Source organism: Arthrobacter sp. 2762, from assembly GCF_040548745.1.
Taxonomy (GTDB): Bacteria; Actinomycetota; Actinomycetes; order Actinomycetales; family Micrococcaceae; genus Arthrobacter.
The window spans coordinates 97712-113929 of record NZ_JBEPSI010000004.1 but is presented as its reverse complement, the minus strand read 5'-3'; the positions used below and the strand labels follow the sequence as shown (position 1 = coordinate 113929).

The 16218-nt window shown below is 62.1% G+C and carries 14 protein-coding genes; 7 read left to right on the top strand and 7 right to left on the bottom strand.

Going from position 1 to position 16218, the window contains the following annotated elements:
- Positions 1–308 precede the first annotated feature (308 nt).
- The 3 genes from ABIE18_RS09085 to mtrA form a co-directional block, all read right to left on the bottom strand.
- On the bottom strand, positions 309–2027 hold the full coding sequence (locus ABIE18_RS09085) for an LpqB family beta-propeller domain-containing protein (protein WP_499722385.1): 1719 nt from the start codon (positions 2025–2027) through the stop codon (positions 309–311).
- Positions 2027–3802 (bottom strand): MtrAB system histidine kinase MtrB, encoded by a 1776-nt coding sequence (gene mtrB, locus ABIE18_RS09080; RefSeq protein ID WP_499722640.1) that lies wholly within the window; start codon positions 3800–3802, stop codon positions 2027–2029. Before mtrB ends, ABIE18_RS09085 begins: the two co-directional genes overlap by 1 nt.
- 172 nt (positions 3803–3974) lie before the next feature.
- Positions 3975–4649 (bottom strand): MtrAB system response regulator MtrA, encoded by a 675-nt coding sequence (gene mtrA / locus ABIE18_RS09075; protein ID WP_144649950.1) that lies wholly within the window; start codon positions 4647–4649, stop codon positions 3975–3977.
- A gap of 233 nt (positions 4650–4882) precedes the next feature.
- Between mtrA and ABIE18_RS09070 the strand changes: the two genes are divergently transcribed.
- The 6 genes from ABIE18_RS09070 to ABIE18_RS09045 all read left to right on the top strand — a co-directional run bounded on the left by ABIE18_RS09070 (position 4883) and on the right by ABIE18_RS09045 (position 11197).
- Positions 4883–6148: a DUF7847 domain-containing protein gene (locus ABIE18_RS09070; protein WP_499722383.1), complete on the top strand. Its 1266-nt coding sequence runs from the start codon at positions 4883–4885 to the stop codon at positions 6146–6148.
- Positions 6145–6837, top strand: a complete 693-nt coding sequence (locus ABIE18_RS09065) for a DUF4129 domain-containing protein (protein WP_499722382.1) — start codon at positions 6145–6147, stop codon at positions 6835–6837. Before ABIE18_RS09070 ends, ABIE18_RS09065 begins: the two co-directional genes overlap by 4 nt.
- Positions 6838–6950: 113 nt before the next feature.
- Entirely contained in the window at positions 6951–8027 is a 1077-nt protein-coding gene (locus ABIE18_RS09060; protein ID WP_499722381.1) for a DUF4350 domain-containing protein, read from the top strand.
- 143 nt (positions 8028–8170) lie between these two features.
- Positions 8171–9124 (top strand): AAA family ATPase, encoded by a 954-nt coding sequence (locus ABIE18_RS09055; RefSeq protein WP_499722639.1) that lies wholly within the window; start codon positions 8171–8173, stop codon positions 9122–9124.
- 43 nt (positions 9125–9167) lie between these two features.
- On the top strand, positions 9168–10460 hold the full coding sequence (locus tag ABIE18_RS09050) for a DUF58 domain-containing protein (protein ID WP_499722638.1): 1293 nt from the start codon (positions 9168–9170) through the stop codon (positions 10458–10460).
- An 11-nt stretch (positions 10461–10471) separates the two neighbouring features.
- A complete protein-coding gene (locus ABIE18_RS09045) occupies positions 10472–11197 on the top strand; it encodes a DUF4166 domain-containing protein (RefSeq protein WP_499722380.1) in 726 nt (241 codons plus the stop codon).
- 10 nt (positions 11198–11207) lie between these two features.
- Here the strand turns inward: ABIE18_RS09045 and ABIE18_RS09040 are convergent, their stop codons facing one another.
- Both ABIE18_RS09040 and ABIE18_RS09035 read right to left on the bottom strand, forming a co-directional pair.
- Complete coding sequence (locus ABIE18_RS09040) at positions 11208–12239, bottom strand: uroporphyrinogen decarboxylase/cobalamine-independent methonine synthase family protein (RefSeq protein ID WP_499722378.1); 1032 nt, start codon at positions 12237–12239, stop codon at positions 11208–11210.
- 4 nt (positions 12240–12243) lie between these two features.
- On the bottom strand, positions 12244–12633 hold the full coding sequence (locus ABIE18_RS09035; RefSeq protein ID WP_499722377.1) for a chorismate mutase: 390 nt from the start codon (positions 12631–12633) through the stop codon (positions 12244–12246).
- A 128-nt stretch (positions 12634–12761) separates the two neighbouring features.
- Between ABIE18_RS09035 and ABIE18_RS09030 the strand changes: the two genes are divergently transcribed.
- Positions 12762–13418: an NADPH-dependent F420 reductase gene (locus ABIE18_RS09030; protein WP_499722375.1), complete on the top strand. Its 657-nt coding sequence runs from the start codon at positions 12762–12764 to the stop codon at positions 13416–13418.
- Between the two features lie 104 nt (positions 13419–13522).
- Here the strand turns inward: ABIE18_RS09030 and ABIE18_RS09025 are convergent, their stop codons facing one another.
- Positions 13523–15229 (bottom strand): ABC transporter ATP-binding protein, encoded by a 1707-nt coding sequence (locus ABIE18_RS09025; RefSeq protein WP_499722373.1) that lies wholly within the window; start codon positions 15227–15229, stop codon positions 13523–13525.
- Positions 15226–16218, bottom strand: a complete 993-nt coding sequence (locus ABIE18_RS09020) for an ABC transporter permease (RefSeq protein ID WP_477515007.1) — start codon at positions 16216–16218, stop codon at positions 15226–15228. The genes ABIE18_RS09025 and ABIE18_RS09020 overlap by 4 nt, the downstream gene beginning before the upstream one ends.

Below are 16218 nucleotides of genomic sequence, written 5' to 3'. Positions count from 1 at the left end.
AATCAACGGGAAGCAGGAGTGCAACCAACTCCATCAATGCCGCTTGCAGGTTGGCAATCAGGCGCCCAAGCAGGCTCCTGTCCTTTCCGCGTCGTCGGGGTCCTGAGGGGTCCGGGGCGCCAACATCGGGGTCAAGCCGACGCCGGATGCGTTGGGCAGATCGAGGACCCTTGACGGCAGACGGGAGGTTGTTCACGGAAACAATCATGCTGGTAGCCTTAGGCACTTTTTGTTCCGGCAACAGCCCCACAGCCCGCTATGTGAACAACCGTCGCTTGGTTGGGGCAGCGCCTCCAGGGTGCTCCGGGTCAGCCAGGGAAGGCCGGCTCCGTTGGCCCCTTGAGCTGAAGCTCCCAACCATTTCCGACACGTTGGAAAATTCCCGCTGTGGACTGGCCGTAGATCTGTTCTGACCCGTTACCTGCGCTCAGGCTCATGAGGCCGTCCCACGGCGCCAGCTGCTGTGGCTCCCCCGAGGTAAGCGAGAGCAACTCCGGAACCACGGTAGCCGTAGCCGAACTGGCCATGACGGCAACGGTGGACCCGTTGACCCACACTCCCTGGTCAGGCGAGGAGGACGTGAAAAGAGTGATCGGAGCCGTAAGATCCTTCGGCGCGCCGTCTGCAGTCCGGACGATGCCCGTCACCTGAACCACTGATTTACCGTTCGCCTCGGATATCACCAGCGCGCGGGTACCTTCGCGCGAAATCCGGAAATCCTTGACAATCCGTCCGGACAGCCACGTGGGAGAAATTGTCGCCGTGGGTACAGCCATGCCGGGGGCAACGCCCGTGGGCTTGAAAGCCACAACCTCAGTATTCCCGGTGGCACCTGGTCCCGCCGTCCAAACCCAATCATGAGGACTGAACGAAGGCCCGGTCAACGTGCTTCGGGTGGTCAGCTGGCGGGCCGGTTGCCCCGGCTCGATGGAGTACAAGGTGGTTTTGTCACCGTTGAGGAAGGCAACGGTTTGGGATACAGGCGACTCGGCCGGTGAATGGGGGCCGAGCCCTGCAACCGACTGAATGTCAGGCAATGGTGAAACGCGATTGTTCTCATAGCGGACCAAGTCACCGTTATTGACGGCAATCTGGCGGGCAGGCACATTCTTGTCCACAACCGGCGGCAGAACAGTCCCGTTGTCCTCGACCCGGACCAGGTCCTGGTCGGCGCGAAGCTGGACGTTAATGACGTCCGGTTGCCCCCTGAAGGTTAGTGCCAGCTGGTTCTGCATGCGTTGGCGGTCTTCTGCCGATGCATCGAACAGTTCCTTGGCCGACAAATCCACTTGGGCTGCTCCTGAAACGACAGGGACAGATTCCCGGGCCAACTTCATCCCGGAGGGAAAGGCGCTCACCACTGCCCCACGCAAGTAGGGCGCAGGCCCAGCAAGCAGGGCGCTGGTCATGGATTTGACAGTCTTCTTCTTGATGAACCATCGGTAGTCCGGCACCGCATACGTGAACGTCGGGTCATAGAAGTAGATGGGGAAGGCGCCGTAAATGACTTTGAACGTCTCTTCCGGAATCGCAGTGCCATCCGGAACCTTGGAGATCCGCCACTCCCCCTCCACCTTCTCCAGCGAGACGGGGATGGTCTCCTTGGTCCCCGGTGGGAACTGCGTGGCTATTCCGTCCGCATCCACCGTGTAGGCAAGGTCGACCTCGTAGAGGTATTCATTTTCCACGGCTGTCTTGACCACGTGGGCCCCGCGGAAAACGATGGCCCGCTTATCCGGCTTCCACGTTACGGCCTGGGCTTGGGTCAAATATTGCCGCGCTACGGGATAGTCGTCCTCATAGCCGCTGCCAGCCATGTAGAAATCCTCAATGACGGCTTCAGGTGTGGAGCCTGCGCGTGGTGCTGCGGGGAAGAACACAGGGGCGTTGGGGTTTCCCGCTCCCTCATCCTGGCTTTTTCCCACTGGTCCGGACCGGGGAATCTGGGCGCACGAAGCCAGCAAGACCATGAGCGCCGCCAGCACGGCAACAAAGGCCCGCCTGCGTGCGGTGCAAAGGGCCCTCATTATGCATCGCCCTTTCCGTCGTCACCCGAAGGAGGCGTTCCGACGTCGGATTTGCCGTCTGTAGTGCCAAAACCCGTACCCAGGACAAGCATCTGGCGTTCGCTGCCGGCTCCGGGCAAGTCGATGTCCGCAGGTTCCAACTGAAGGGGCGATTTGAGGATGGTTCCGCCCTGCTTGAGCGGCAATGTCAACCTGAAGTTTGAGCCCGCCCCTTTGCGACCCCATGCCTGAAGCCAGCCGTTGTGGAGCTTGGTGTCTTCGGCGGCGATGGACAAGCCCAGTCCGCTGCCACCAGTAGTTCGGGCGCGTGCCGGGTCGGCCCGCCAGAAGCGGTCGAAAACCCGGGCAGCTTCCGCTTGGCTCATTCCAATACCGTGGTCCCGCACGGCCACGGCCACGGCGTCATGGTTTGCTGCCACAGAAATGTGGATCGGCTTTCCTTCGCCGTGCTCAAGGGCGTTGAGGAGCAGGTTCCGCAGGATCCGGTCGATCCTGCGGGAGTCCATTTCGACAATGATGCTCTTCTGACGGGCGTTAAGGCGGACCTCGGAGCCGTATTCGGCGGCTACGGGTGCTGCGCCCTCCATGACGTGCGAGATCACTTGGAACATGTCCTGCGGTTCGGCGTCCAGGACGGCAGCACCAGCATCGAAGCGTGAAATTTCCAGCAGATCCGACAACAAGGACTGGAACCGCTCCACCTGGTGGTAGAGGAGCTCGGCCGAGCGTTTGTTCATAGGATCGAAGTCTTCGCGGGCGTCGTAAAGGACTTCCGCGGCCATGCGAACGGTGGTCAAGGGGGTGCGAAGTTCGTGCGAGACATCCGAGACGAATCTTTGCTGCATTTGGGACAACGTGGCCAGCTGGGTGATCTGCTCCTGCAGGCTGGCCGCCATATGGTTGAACGAAGCACCAAGCCTGGCCACCTCATCCTCACCTTTGACCACCATGCGCTCTTGGAGTTGGCCCGCAGCCAGCTTTTCCGACACCACGGCAGCATGGCTCACAGGGCTGACGACATTGCGCGTGACGTACCAGGCGATGGCACCAATCATGAGCACGAGCGCCGCACCACCGGCCCACAGCACGTTCTGGATTTCGTCCAGGGTCTTCTGTGCCGTGTTCAGGTCATAGATCAAATACAACTCATAGGCAGTGCCGTTAAAGGTCACTTTGTTTCCGACGGCAATACCGGGGCGGTCCTCATTTCCAACCGGGAACTGCATGGAAGCCCAGAACTGTTGCTTCCCGCCTTCCTGGACAGCCTTTCGCAATTCCGGCGGGATGACGCGGACGGTGAGCTGGTCCGAGGCGCGCGACTCTACCCAGCGGTTACGGGGTTTGGTCTGTTCCGGCACGGCTTCGAAGACGTACCGCCGCTGGATCACCGAGCCCCGGCCCTCTACGGCGGTTAACGTGTCATAGACCAACGTGATGACGCTTGATTGATCAGTAACCTGTGCGCCGTCGAAGGTGTCCTGAACCTGTTTTACGTTGTAGCGGGATTCCGACTCCGCCTGGGCCAGCCTTTCCTGGAACAGGTTATTGGCGATCTGGTTGGAAAGGTATGCTCCGACGATCGCAAAAGACGTTACGGCAAGCAGGAGCGTCGTCAGCACGGTCCTGAACTCCAATGACCGCCGCCACCGCCTCAGCAAAGAACGCCAGAGGAAGCGAAGACCCGGCCGTATCTGCCGGACACCGATCGCGACGAGGCGCGAAACCCTGAGAACCAGAATCAGGCCACGTCGCGTCCAAATCCGGGCGCGCCACATCAGCCAGGGAAGGTTCCTTCGTACTGGATCGCTGGGGGCGGCGGGTGAACTCCCGGACCCCGAGGGCTCCGCGTTCTGCTGCTGGACTGAGGTCTGCTGCTGCGCTGCGGGCTGCTCCGGAGTGCCGGACGCCTGGTCCTTGTCCGGGGTGCCGGTGTTGCCGGCAGGAGACTCAGGAACCTGCTTTATACCCGACACCACGCACCGTCAATACAACTTCGGGCGCTTCCGGATCCCGTTCAATCTTGGAGCGCAAACGCTGAACATGGACATTGACCAACCGGGTGTCCGCGGCATGGCGGTACCCCCACACCTGTTCAAGCAAAAGTTCGCGCGTAAAGACCTGCCACGGCTTGCGGGCCAATGCCACCAGGAGGTCGAACTCCAACGGTGTAAGTGAGATACGCTCTCCACCGCGGGTGACCAGGTGGCCGGCGACGTCGATGGTTACATCAGCAATCCGCAGGGTCTCCGGAGCCTTTTGCTCGCCCGGCCGAAGGCGCGCACGGACACGCGCCACGAGTTCAGCGGGTTTGAAAGGCTTGGGCACGTAGTCGTCAGCACCGGATTCAAGCCCTCGGACAACATCCGAGGTGTCCGATTTCGCCGTGAGCATGACAATGGGAACGTCCGATTCTCCACGAATCTGCCGGCAGACTTCGATGCCGTCCGAACCCGGAAGCATGAGATCCAAGAGCACCAAATCGGGTTTGGACGAACGGAACACTTCAAGAGCCTGGCCGCCGTCTGCGCAGAATACGGGCTCGAAGCCATCATTGCGCAGGACAATACCGATCATCTCTGCGAGCGCTTCGTCGTCGTCAACTACCAGAATCCGTGCCTTCATAGTTATATATTCCCTTATCGCCAAGCCTTTGTCCTGTTGGGCGGGCGCACGGCATGGCGTCCCCCAAGGCACTTCCACCGTACTGCACGCCCGCGCTTGGCTCGATGTGGATCTGCTGTCCGGGCAGTATGGGCTCAGGCTATGAGGGAGGACACCGGGACTATAGGCTTGGGGCGAAGGTCCATGTGGGGGACGTCGGATGTCGGCGGGCCGGATCTCTTGGGGAGGAAATCGTGTCACAGCCAGAGCACGGCCAGCAGCCATATCCGGGCGGTCAGCCTGCGTGGGGCAACCAGCCCCAGTGGGGAGGTCCGCCCGCGTGGTCAGCCCCACAGGGCGGCGGCAACAACTGGCCGGGCTACCCTCCGGGAGGACCAGCGGGTGGATGGCCTGCGGCTGCGCCCGGCGGACCACCCTATGGCCAGCCCATGTATGTTGCCCCACCCAAGCCCGGTGTCATTCCCTTACGACCCCTGCAATTCGGCGAGCTGCTCGATGGTTCCTTCCAGACCATACGCCGGAATGCCGCCTCCATGTTTGGTTCAGCCCTGATCGTCCAGGCCGTCGCCGCTGCCCTCCTGGGCGTTGTGACCGTCGCCATGTACGAGCTTATGGATTCGTTGGAAGCGACGGATTTCAGCGGGGACGCGGCTGGATTCTTCGGCCCGTTCCTTGCCGTCATGGCGGGTTCAGTGGGAGTCTCCGTGTTGATCGGCTTTCTCGGCGCCGTTCTCCAGGGCGTCATGGTCATTCCGGTTTCCCGTTCTGTCCTCAACCGACGGACGGGCTTCGGGCAGATGTGGAAGCTGGCCGTCGGGCGGATCCTGCCTCTCCTGGGAGTAGCAGCCGTGCTCACTTTCGGTGGACTGCTGGCCGCAGCTGCCGTCGTCGGGATTGCCGTGCTGTTGTTCACGGCCTTGGGACCGGCTGCCTTGTTGATTGTCTTTCCCTTGGGCTTCGGGGCCATCGTCGTCTTTGTCTGGATTGGACTGAAGCTCATGTTCGCCCCCGCCGCCATCGTCGTGGAGCGGATCGGCGTCTATGACGGGCTCCTGCGATCCTGGCAGTTGACCAAGAGCAATTGGTGGCGCATCTTCGGCATAACGCTGCTGGTGAGCGTCATGGTGGGAATCATCGCCCAGATAGTGCAGATTCCAGCCTCTCTGGCCGCGACCGCGATTGGATCTGTAATCGCTCCCCACCCGGACGCCGAGACAGTGGCCTCCACTCTGATCCTCACGACCGTGATCTCGATGATCATTGGGGCATTGGTGGGGTCTGTGACATTCGCTTTCCAAACATCCGTGTCCGCGCTCATCTATATGGATCTTCGAATGCGTCGGGATGGGCTGGACGTGGAGTTGATGCGGCTGATGGAAAGCGGTGCAGATCCGGAGGGAATCCCGGGTGGTCCTCCCCCGCAGGTCCAAGGCAACACATGGCCCGCTGGCGGCGGACAATGGCCAGGCAATCCTCCCGGGCGCCGGCCGCAGGCATGAGGGAAGCATTAATCCATGTCATTCCCGCTTTGGCCGGCACTGAACCGCCGGTGACTCCGGACCGTGACGAAGCACGTCGTTGGGCCGAGGATGAACTAGCCAAGGCGCAGTATGCCCAGGCCCGGCCCAGTTGGCTGGACCAGCTTTGGCGCGACTTCCTGGACTGGCTCAGCTCCTTGGAAGGGGACGGATCTTCCCCGGGGAGCAACATCGCTGTTCCCCTCATCATTTCCTTGGCTGTCGTGCTTATCGTGGTGGCTGTCTTCCTAGTCCGTCCCAGGCTGAATGCAACGCGAAAAACCTCCATTGCCGGCATTTACGGCAAGGACGCGGTTGTGGACGCTGCCACATACCGGAAGCGCGCTTTGGCCGCGGCCGACGACGGCGACTGGCCGTCCGCCGTCGTCGATCAGTTCCGGGCCTTGGTGCGTTCCGCGGAGGAACGGGATGTCATTGAAGCGCGGGCCGGACGGACGGCCGATGAAGCCGCAGGGCACTTGGGCCAGGCCTTCGCCCCCGCTCAACTCCGGCTGGTCGATGCCGCCCGCCTGTTTGATGCGGTCCGCTACGGAGAACAGGCCGCAACAGGCTCGGATTATGACGAATTGCGCAAGCTGGATACGGACCTCCTCGCCCTAACACCTGACTTCAGTGGCCAGGACCAGCAGGGATTCGCGGTGCCGCGATGACCCTCCAGGAACAGGTGCCAGAAGCTTTACAGGGAGGAACTCCTCCTCAACGGCGGACCAGCGCATTATGGAGTTGGTTCCGAAAGCACCTGGTTTGGATTGCACTGGGAGCAGTGTTTGCCGCATTCGTGACGTTCCTGGTAGTGGAACGGTTCTCGGCACCCAACGACTCCCGCGCCTTGTCTACCCGTAATCCCACTCCCGACGGGGCCATGGCCCTGGCCGAAATACTGGGGCGTCACGGTGTGGGCATAACTCCCACCGATACCCTCGAAGACACCCTGGCAGCACTCTCCGACGACGACACCACCGTGCTGCTGTATGACCCCCGCGGTTTCCTGGACAGATCGCAGTTGCAAGATGTGAGGGCCGCAGCCGGGCGGGTAGTGGTGGTCGCACCGCGGCTACGCACGCTGAACGGCCTTGCCCCGGATATCCGTCCCGGCGGAGTGGTTCCCGAAGCAACAAAAATCCTTGAACCCGGCTGCGGCCAGGAGGATGCAGACCAGGCGGGACCCGTTGCCGCACAAGGACCGGTGTACCTGGGGCCGGTAGTTTGCTACGCCACCCGCAGCGATGGACCTGGACTATATGTGGCCTCGGAGGATGGGCGCGTCATTGTGCTGGGGAGCACCGGGTTGCTGGAAAACCAACACCTCGCTGCCGAAGGCAACGCCGCATTGGCGATCCGGACCCTGGGAAGCGCCCCCGACTTGGTCTGGTACACACCAGGCCTCACGGATGTAGCGTCCGATAGATCCGCCCCGACGCTTAACGAGCTTGCACCCCCCTGGCTGGCGTTTGCGGGCCCATGGCTGGCTGTCATAGCTATCCTTGCCATCCTCTGGCGCGGACGACGCTTGGGACCGTTGGTCTTTGAACCACTTCCCGTGGTGGTTCAGGCCGCAGAAACAGCCGAAGGCCGTGCACGTCTGTATCAGGATTCACGGGCTGTGGAACGCGCCGCCGACAATCTGCGGGCAGGAACCCTCGCCCGGTTGGCCAAGCATTTCAACCTGGGGACGGACGCCGCCGGGGAGGCCATTATCGACGCCGTGGCCCGGCGCCTTGGACGGCAAGCACCGGCGATCCGGTGGGCATTAATTGATTCCAAGCCGCAGACAGAAGGACAACTGGTGCAGTGGGCACAACAGATCGAACGAATCGAACAGGAGGCGACGGCCCGATGAGCAACCAGCCGAACAACTACACGGACAGCAACAACCAATACTCCGGTGGCGCGGCCCACCAGGTAAATTACGCACAGTCAGGCGAACCAGATGTCAATGGGGCGCAGGTGAATGGACCACAGCAGGGCGGCCACCGCAGCGGTATGGAGGATCCTGCCCGGCAGTCTCTGCTGAACGTCCGGAACGAGGTTGGGAAGGCTGTGGTCGGGCAGGATCCGACAGTGACAGGCATGCTTATCGCCCTTCTCTGCGGCGGCCATGTCCTGCTGGAAGGTGTGCCCGGCGTCGCCAAGACCCTGTTGGTCCGGGCGTTGTCCACTGCCCTGAGCCTGGAAACCAAGCGCGTACAGTTCACCCCGGATCTCATGCCCGGTGACGTCACGGGCTCCTTGGTGTACGACTCGCATTCATCGGAATTCACTTTCCGGGAAGGGCCTGTTTTCACCAACATCCTGCTGGCCGATGAAATAAACCGAACGCCGCCCAAGACGCAGGCCTCGCTCCTGGAAGCAATGGAGGAACGCCAGGTTTCCGTGGATGGCGTATCGCGGCCACTCCCTGCACCGTTCATCGTGGCAGCCACCCAGAATCCCGTGGAATACGAAGGAACTTACCCCCTGCCCGAGGCCCAATTGGACAGGTTCCTCCTCAAGCTGACCATGCCCTTGCCAGGCAGGGCCGAGGAAATCGAAGTGATCCGCCGGCACGCCGGTGGCTTCGACCCCCGAAACCTTGCCGCAGCTGGCGTGCGGCCGGTGGCTGGCGCCGTCGAGCTTTCCAATGCCCGCGCGGCTGTGGCGCAAGTGACCGTCGCACCGGAAATCCTGGCCTACATTGTGGATGTAGTCCGGGCAACAAGGTCAGCCCCGTCCTTCCAGCTGGGCGTCTCCCCTCGGGGCGCTACTGCCCTCCTGAACACGTCGAAGGCATGGGCCTGGTTGTCCGGGCGGCCCTTCGTGACGCCGGACGACGTCAAAGCGTTGTCCTTGCCTTGCCTCAGGCACCGTGTAGGCCTGCGTCCTGAGGCCCAGATGGATGGAATCCACGTTGACGACGTCCTGGGCAGCATCCTCGCGTCCGTTCCGGTGCCTCGTTGATTCTGCCTGTGATGCAGATGACGCCAATAGCGAAGGTGCCCTGATGGCCATCACGGGTCGTTTTGTGTTGCTGGCAGTTGCCGGGCTGGTTCCGTTGCTGCTGTTTCCCGCGTGGAGCACGGTGCTGTTCGTTGCTATCGGATTGCTGCTGTTCCTGGCCCTTGACCTTGTCCTGGCGGCTTCCCCAGCCAAGCTGGGCTTGGTACGCCAGCAACCGGGCAACGTCACTTTGGAGAGTCACGTTGATTCCATCCTCACGGTGACCAACCTGGGCCACCGGAAGCTGCGGGCGATGGTCCGGGATGGTTGGCAACCTTCCGCTGGAGCCCTGAACCCAACCCAGCCGCTCGACGTTCCACCTGGTGAACGTCGCCGCGTGACGGTGTCTCTGGCGCCACGGCGCCGCGGCGATCTTGAGAGTCCACACGTGACGATCCGTTCCTATGGGCCCTTGCGGCTGGCGGCAAGGCAGCGAACGAGGGCACTTCCCGGGCGGCTTCGAGTGCTGCCACCCTTCCATTCCAAACGGCATCTGCCATCGAAACTACGCAAGCTGCGCGAACTTGATGGCAGGGCGGCTGTGCAGATCCGGGGCGCGGGAACGGAGTTCGATTCCCTGCGGGACTACGTTCGTGGCGATGACGTCCGATCCATTGACTGGCGTGCAACCGCCCGTCGCACATCTGTGGTGGTGCGGACCTGGCGTCCGGAACGGGACAGGCGCGTTGTGATCGTTCTGGACACATCCCGAACCGCAGCGGCCCGGATTGACGACGAGCCGAGGCTCGATACTTGGATTGAGGCTGCGCTGCTGCTCGCGGTTCTGGCGGAACGGGGCGGGGATCGGGTTGACTTCCTCGCCTACGACCGGATGCTCCGGGCGAGGGTCGAATCTGCTTCGAAAGGCAATCTCCTGGCCCAACTCGTTCAAGCCATGGCGACGTTGGAGGCCGAGCTCATCGAACTGGACTGGCAGCAGATCCCTGGCCAGGTGCGGGCTGTCTCGGCACACCGCTCGCTTGTGGTGCTTTTGACAGCCCTCGACGGCGGCGCCCCCGAGGAAGGCCTTCTCCCTATGGTGGCCCAGCTGGTCCGCCAGCACGTTGTGGTGGTGGCATCTGTCCGGGACCCCTTGCTCGCAGCCATGAAAGCTGAACGTTCCACCGCCAGCCAGGTTTTCCGTGCCGCCGCCGCGGAACGCGCCCTGCTGGAACGCGCTGCCATCACAGAACAGTTGCGGCAACTCGGGGCTGAAGTGGTGGACGCCGAACCCTCTGAGGTCCCTCCCCTGCTTGCTGACACCTACATCCGGCTTAAAGCTGCCGGACGGCTCTAGGAAGGACTCCAATGAACGAACCCATCTACCGGCTCGCCCTGGGCGATGATTTCACCAAGCTGGCCCCCGAACTCCAGGAGTACTTCTCCCTGGCGGCAGGCTCCGGATCATATGGAATCGGCGAAGGGGTCTTTGACGTCGTAGGGTGCCGGCAAAAATGGTTGCGTCCTTTGCTGGCACTGACGGGAAGCGAAGAGGCCTTCTTCCCTGAATACGGCGAAGGCATTCCGTTCCGCATTGAGAACCATGCCCACGTGGATCCCTATGGCCGGCAAGCCCTCACGGCACGGCGTGAAATTTACTTCCCCTCCGGGACACGGTTGTTCCACGACACCACAAGCGCTATCACCACGCCGCAGGCCGGCTCCGTTACGCCCGCACCCATCCGGTTGGTGGACCATGTTGGCCGTTACCGCCGCCTCGTCACGGACCTTGACATAGGTGTCACGTCCAACGGCCGGCTGCGGGGCGTGTCGAAAGCCAGCCGGCTCTTCCTGGGTCCACTGCGCATTCCATTGCCGGCGGCCCTGGACGCAAAGGCCTTCGCGGAGCAATGGTGGGACGAGAACGAGGGCAAGCATCGGATCCAGGTCAAGGTCATCCAACCCCAGATCGGCGTAGTGCTTGTCTATGCAGGCCGCTTCGATTACCGGTTGGCGCCCTACCTGCCCGGGGCCGCCCAAGGCACATCGCTCCCCCGCTATGCAGAACCGGATCGCTGGGAAAAGAGGATCTAGCCCTTGCCGATCAGCCCTGTGACAGTTGGTCCAGGCCATCGGCCACTTGGGTGAGCCGGGCGAGCACTTCCTTCGCTGTGGAGGGCTTCACATGGGCGAGTCCCGTTGCCGGCGTCAAGCGCAGTGCCGGCAAGGCCGACGCCGGGAGACCCAGCTGGCTCCAAGGCCGCCAAATGCTTTCCACAATGTCTGCGGTCCGCGGGAGCATGGCATCAGCGTCCGCTGTGGGCATCGCACCAGCCCACACGCGCTTGCCAGCTTCCACTGCTTCGGCAAGGTGCTCCCATTGGCGGGTTGTCAGTGCCTTCAGCGGCACAGCAACGCCATCGGCACCCGCATCGAGTATGCGATCAATCGGTGCCTCAATCTCCGGTACTGCCACCACGATTTCGACGGCGCCTGCTGCCCTGAGCGCATCGATCACCAATCGCCAGGCGCCCGCAACCTCCTCGCCGGGGATGGACCGCAGAGTGCGGTAACCACTCGCCGTCGGGATGGTTCCGCCCATCACTGCGGCAATGTCCGGCTCGTCCAACTGGACCACAACGCCCGCTCCAGGGACCGCTCCCGAGATCCGCTGAAGGTGTCCTGCTACTCCGGCTGCCAGTGACTCTGCAATGTCACGGCGCGCCCCAAAATCGAGGAGGGCCCTCTCGCCGTTGTGGAGGTACAAACCGGCTGCGAGGCTCAGGGGACCCATCAACTGGACCTTGATCCCGCTGGCTGAAACGTCTTCTGTTCCAGCGACGTCAGCCAGGATGTTGATGTCAGTGGCAAGCGCGGACCGTGCCCTCCGTGCGTCCTTTCCCGGCCGGTCCACCAATCTCCAACCGTGGGGTTGAACGTCCACGGCCAAGTCCACCAGCAGCGAGGCTGTCCTGCCTACGGCATCGGATCCCACACCACGGTCCGGCAGTTCGGGCAGGAACGGAAGGTGGGGGTCCCCCAATTCGCCGCGGATGATCCGCAGGGATTCTGCAGGGTCAATCCCGGGCCATGGGCCAAGAGCCGTAGCACTGACCCTTTGCACTTCTCCTGACATACTTTCAGGCCTGCTGGCTGGAGATCTGGTGATCCTCTGCGATGGCCTCGTGATGGCGGATCACTTCACCGATGATGAAATTCAGGAACTTCTCTGCAAATGCGGGGTCGAGATGCGCGTCCTCGGCCAGGCGGCGAAGCCGGGCGATCTGGGCTGCTTCCCGTCCAGGGTCGCCCGCGGGAAGCTTGTGCGTGGCCTTGAGGACCCCTACTTTCTGGGTGGCCTTGAAGCGTTCGGCGAGCAGGAAAACGAGTGTGGCATCAATGTTGTCGATGCTGGACCGGATGGAGAGCAGCTCATCCATGACGCCGCGATCCACCTGGCCCGCGAGGGAACTCGCTGACGGGTTGAAGGAATCGTCGTCTTCGGGGAGGGCATTGTTCTGCTCGGTCATGGTCCCCAGTCTATGGGGTGCGGCGGTAGCGTTGCCGGTGTTACCTGACGGCGTCCCGCCAGCGGTGTTCCCGTCGCGGGAATCGGTGCAGAATGGCAGCATCACTGCACTCGACCAAGGGAGCTTCCATGAAAATCGCTGTTCTGGGAACAGGAATGGTGGGGCACGCCCTCGCTGGCAAGCTGGTGTCCTTGGGCCACGAGGTCATCATGGGTTCCCGTGAATCCGGCAATCCCAAGGGCGAGGAGTGGGCCCAACAAGCTGGTCCACGCGCCAGTGCGGGCTCTTTCGCGGAAGCGTGCGCACAGTCCGAGCTGATCGTGAATGCCACACCTGGTACTGTGACCCTGGCCGTCCTCGCTGAAGCCGGCGACGCCACCCTGAACGGCAAGATCCTCTTGGACGTGGCTAATGCCCTTGATGGATCCAGCGGCTTCCCGCCATCTCTCACAGTCTGCAACACCGACAGCATCGCTGAGACCATTCAACGGACCTACCCCGAGGTGCGGGTAGTGAAATCCCTTAACACAGTCAGCGCCCCCGTCATGGTGGATCCAGGACGGCTTCCGGGCCCACATGACATGTTCATGGCGGGAAACGACGCGGATGCCAAATCCACAGTGTCAGGCCTGCTGCAGGAGTTTGGTTGGGCACCCGAGCACATCAGGGACCTTGGTGGACTCGACGCTGCCCGCGGCATGGAAATGTGGCTGCCCTTGTGGCTAAGGATCTTCATGCAGCAGCCGAAGGGAAAGATGTTCAACATCGCCATCGTTTCGGAATAGCTCAGGAACCACCCTCCGCAATGGAGACACCGAAGGCCCGCTCCCCAGCGTGGAGAACGGACCTTCGGTGCATATTCTGGACCCTGTCAGTGCAGTGTTGGGACCTAGCCGCCCAACAGCGCGCGGTGGGCTTCCCGGCGTCGTGCTTGTTCGTCAGGGTCCGGAACCGGCAAGGAGGCAATCAGCCGCTTGGTGTAGTCGTGCTGGGGCGAGCCCATCACGTGGTTGCCGATGCCTTGCTCCACCAACTGTCCCTTGTACAGCACGCCCACCCAGTGCGACAACATGTCCACCACTGCAAGGTCATGGCTGATGAAAAGTGCCGCGAAGCCGAACTGCTCCTGGATGTCCTTGAACAAGTCCAGAACCTTGGCCTGCACTGAAACGTCCAGCGCCGAGGTTGGTTCGTCGGCAATCAGCAGACGCGGATTGAGCGCCAACGACCTCGCAAGAGAGGCCCGCTGCCGTTGTCCACCGGACAGCTCGTGCGGGTAGCGTTGCGCGTACGACGCCGGCAACTGGACTGACTCGAGCAGTTCGCCTACCTTTTTCCGCGCCTCAGCCGCGCTGGGCTTCGTGTGGATAATCAGCGGCTCAGCCACGCATTCGCCGATGGTGAGATGAGGGTTGAAGGAGGCGGCAGGGTCCTGGAAAACAAAGCCGATCTCCTTCCGAAGCGGACGGAAGGTGCGCTCCTTGAAGTCCAGCATCTCGTAACCGAGGACTTTGAGACTGCCGCCCGTTGTCCGGTTCAGGCCTGCGATTGCCCGGCCAATGGTGGACTTTCCGGAACCGGACTCGCCCACCAAGCCAAAAACCTCGTTCTCCGAGACCGTGAAGCTGACGTTGTCAACGGCTTTGAAGCCATGGCGTCCAAACCGGCCCGGGTACTCAATGGTGAGGTTCTTCGCTTCGACGAGGATCTTGCCGTCTTGGTGCAGTCGAGCGCGAGCGCCTTCAGAGGCTGAGTTCCGGCCCAGGTGCGGGACCGCAGCGAGGAGCTTTTTCGTGTAGTCCTGCTGTGGTTCAGCGAACAACACCCTTGAGGGCGCTTCCTCCACCACATCTCCCTGGTACATGACCACCACGCGGTCGGCGAGGTCGGCCACTACGCCCATGTTGTGGGTGATCAACACGATGGACGTGCCGTAGTTGTCCCGCAAATCCCGGAGCAGTTGCAGGATTTCCGCCTGGACTGTGACGTCCAGGGCCGTGGTTGGCTCGTCGGCCACAATCAAACCAGGGTTCAAAGCCAAGGCGGCGGCAATGACAACGCGCTGTTTTTGCCCGCCGGAAAACTGGTGTGGGTAGTAGTTGACCCGGGTTTCAGGATCCGGAATGCCCACCTTGCGCAACGCCTCCGTGGCGCGTTCCTTGGCCTCCTTGGCAGACACGCGGTGACCGTCCTTGGCGTGCGCACGGATCCCTTCGGCAATCTGCCAGCCAACCGTGAATACGGGATTCAAGGCGGTGGAGGGTTCCTGGAAGACCATGGCTACGTCGCGGCCACGGATCTTTCGTAGTGCGGATTTGCTGACGCTGATCACGTTGTTGCCATTGATCACCACCGCGCCGGAGCTGATGGCAGTTTCCGGAAGCAGGCCAAGGATGGTCTTGGCCGTCACGGTCTTGCCGGAGCCGGACTCCCCCACGATCGCCACTACTTCCCCGGCTTTGACGTCCAAGCTGACATCCTTCACGGCATAGACGTCCCCGCCGTCCGTGGCGAAGGTGACCTTGAGGCGGTCGATGGTGAGGACGCGTTCACTGGAAGCCGCGGCGTCGGAAATGTTTCCGAGGTTGGTGGTCATGGCTTACCTGCCTCTGAAGCTGTAGGGGTTGCAGGGGATTTCGTGGCGCCTGCGCGCTTGCGTCCACGGATCCGGGGATCGTTGAGGTCGTTGATGCTTTCGCCAACCAGGGTCAGGCCCAGGACCGTCAGCACGATTGCGATGCCGGGGAAGACACCGGTCCACCAGATACCCGAGGAGGTATCGGCCAGCGCCTTGTTCAGGTCGAAGCCCCACTCTGCAGCGGACGTCGGCTCGATACCGAAACCAAGGAAGCCAAGGCCGGCAAGCGTCAGGATCGCCTCGGAGGCATTGAGGGTAAACATCAGGGGCAGGGTGCGCGTTGCGTTCTTGAAGATGTGCCGTCCGATGATACGCAGGCTGGATGCACCCAGTACCTTGGCCGACTCGACGAAAGGCTCAGCCTTGAGCCGGATGGTTTCGGCACGGATGACCCGGAAATATTGGGGCACGAACACGACGGTGATAGAGAATGCACAGGAGAAAATACCGCCCCAGAAACTGGACTGGCCACGGCTGATCACGATCGAGATGACGATTGCCAAAAGCAGGGTGGGGAACGCATAGATGGCGTCCGCCACTACTACAAGGATTCTGTCCAACCAGCCGCCGAAGTAGCCGCTGAGCAGGCCCAGGGCGACGCCGAGGAAAAGTGACATTGCCACCGACACGATGATGACGGTCACGGCCGTCTGGGATCCCCACAGGACGCGGGACAGGACGTCATAGCCGCCCACAGTGGTGCCAAGCAGGTGTTTGGCACCCGGTGCCTGTTGGGTGGGGAAGGAACCGGACGCATCGCTGAGTTGGGAGTAGCCGTAGGGGGCCAGAAGCGGGGCGAAAATGCTTGTCAGCAGGAACAATCCGCTGAGGACAACGCCCACCACCAGCATGCCGCGTTGGAGGCCAACGCTTTTCCTGAGGTGGGACACCACCGGAAGCCGGGAGAAGAGGGGCTGCTTGGGAGCAGTCAGTGAAGGAGTGCTCAT

What these genes read in the sequence shown, in the direction of transcription:
- ABIE18_RS09085 (WP_499722385.1), bottom strand. Translation starts at nt 2,027, where the DNA reads ATGAGGGCCCTTTGCACCGCACGCAGGCGGGCCTTTGTTGCCGTGCTG.
- mtrB (WP_499722640.1), bottom strand. Translation starts at nt 3,802, where the DNA reads ATGTGGCGCGCCCGGATTTGGACGCGACGTGGCCTGATTCTGGTTCTC.
- mtrA (WP_144649950.1), bottom strand. Translation starts at nt 4,649, where the DNA reads ATGAAGGCACGGATTCTGGTAGTTGACGACGACGAAGCGCTCGCAGAG.
- ABIE18_RS09065 (WP_499722382.1), top strand. Translation starts at nt 6,145, where the DNA reads ATGAGGGAAGCATTAATCCATGTCATTCCCGCTTTGGCCGGCACTGAA.
- ABIE18_RS09055 (WP_499722639.1), top strand. Translation starts at nt 8,171, where the DNA reads ATGGAGGATCCTGCCCGGCAGTCTCTGCTGAACGTCCGGAACGAGGTT.
- ABIE18_RS09050 (WP_499722638.1), top strand. Translation starts at nt 9,168, where the DNA reads ATGGCCATCACGGGTCGTTTTGTGTTGCTGGCAGTTGCCGGGCTGGTT.
- ABIE18_RS09045 (WP_499722380.1), top strand. Translation starts at nt 10,472, where the DNA reads ATGAACGAACCCATCTACCGGCTCGCCCTGGGCGATGATTTCACCAAG.
- ABIE18_RS09040 (WP_499722378.1), bottom strand. Translation starts at nt 12,239, where the DNA reads ATGTCAGGAGAAGTGCAAAGGGTCAGTGCTACGGCTCTTGGCCCATGG.
- ABIE18_RS09035 (WP_499722377.1), bottom strand. Translation starts at nt 12,633, where the DNA reads ATGACCGAGCAGAACAATGCCCTCCCCGAAGACGACGATTCCTTCAAC.
- ABIE18_RS09030 (WP_499722375.1), top strand. Translation starts at nt 12,762, where the DNA reads ATGAAAATCGCTGTTCTGGGAACAGGAATGGTGGGGCACGCCCTCGCT.
- ABIE18_RS09025 (WP_499722373.1), bottom strand. Translation starts at nt 15,229, where the DNA reads ATGACCACCAACCTCGGAAACATTTCCGACGCCGCGGCTTCCAGTGAA.
- ABIE18_RS09020 (WP_477515007.1), bottom strand. Translation starts at nt 16,218, where the DNA reads ATGAGCACTCCTTCACTGACTGCTCCCAAGCAGCCCCTCTTCTCCCGG.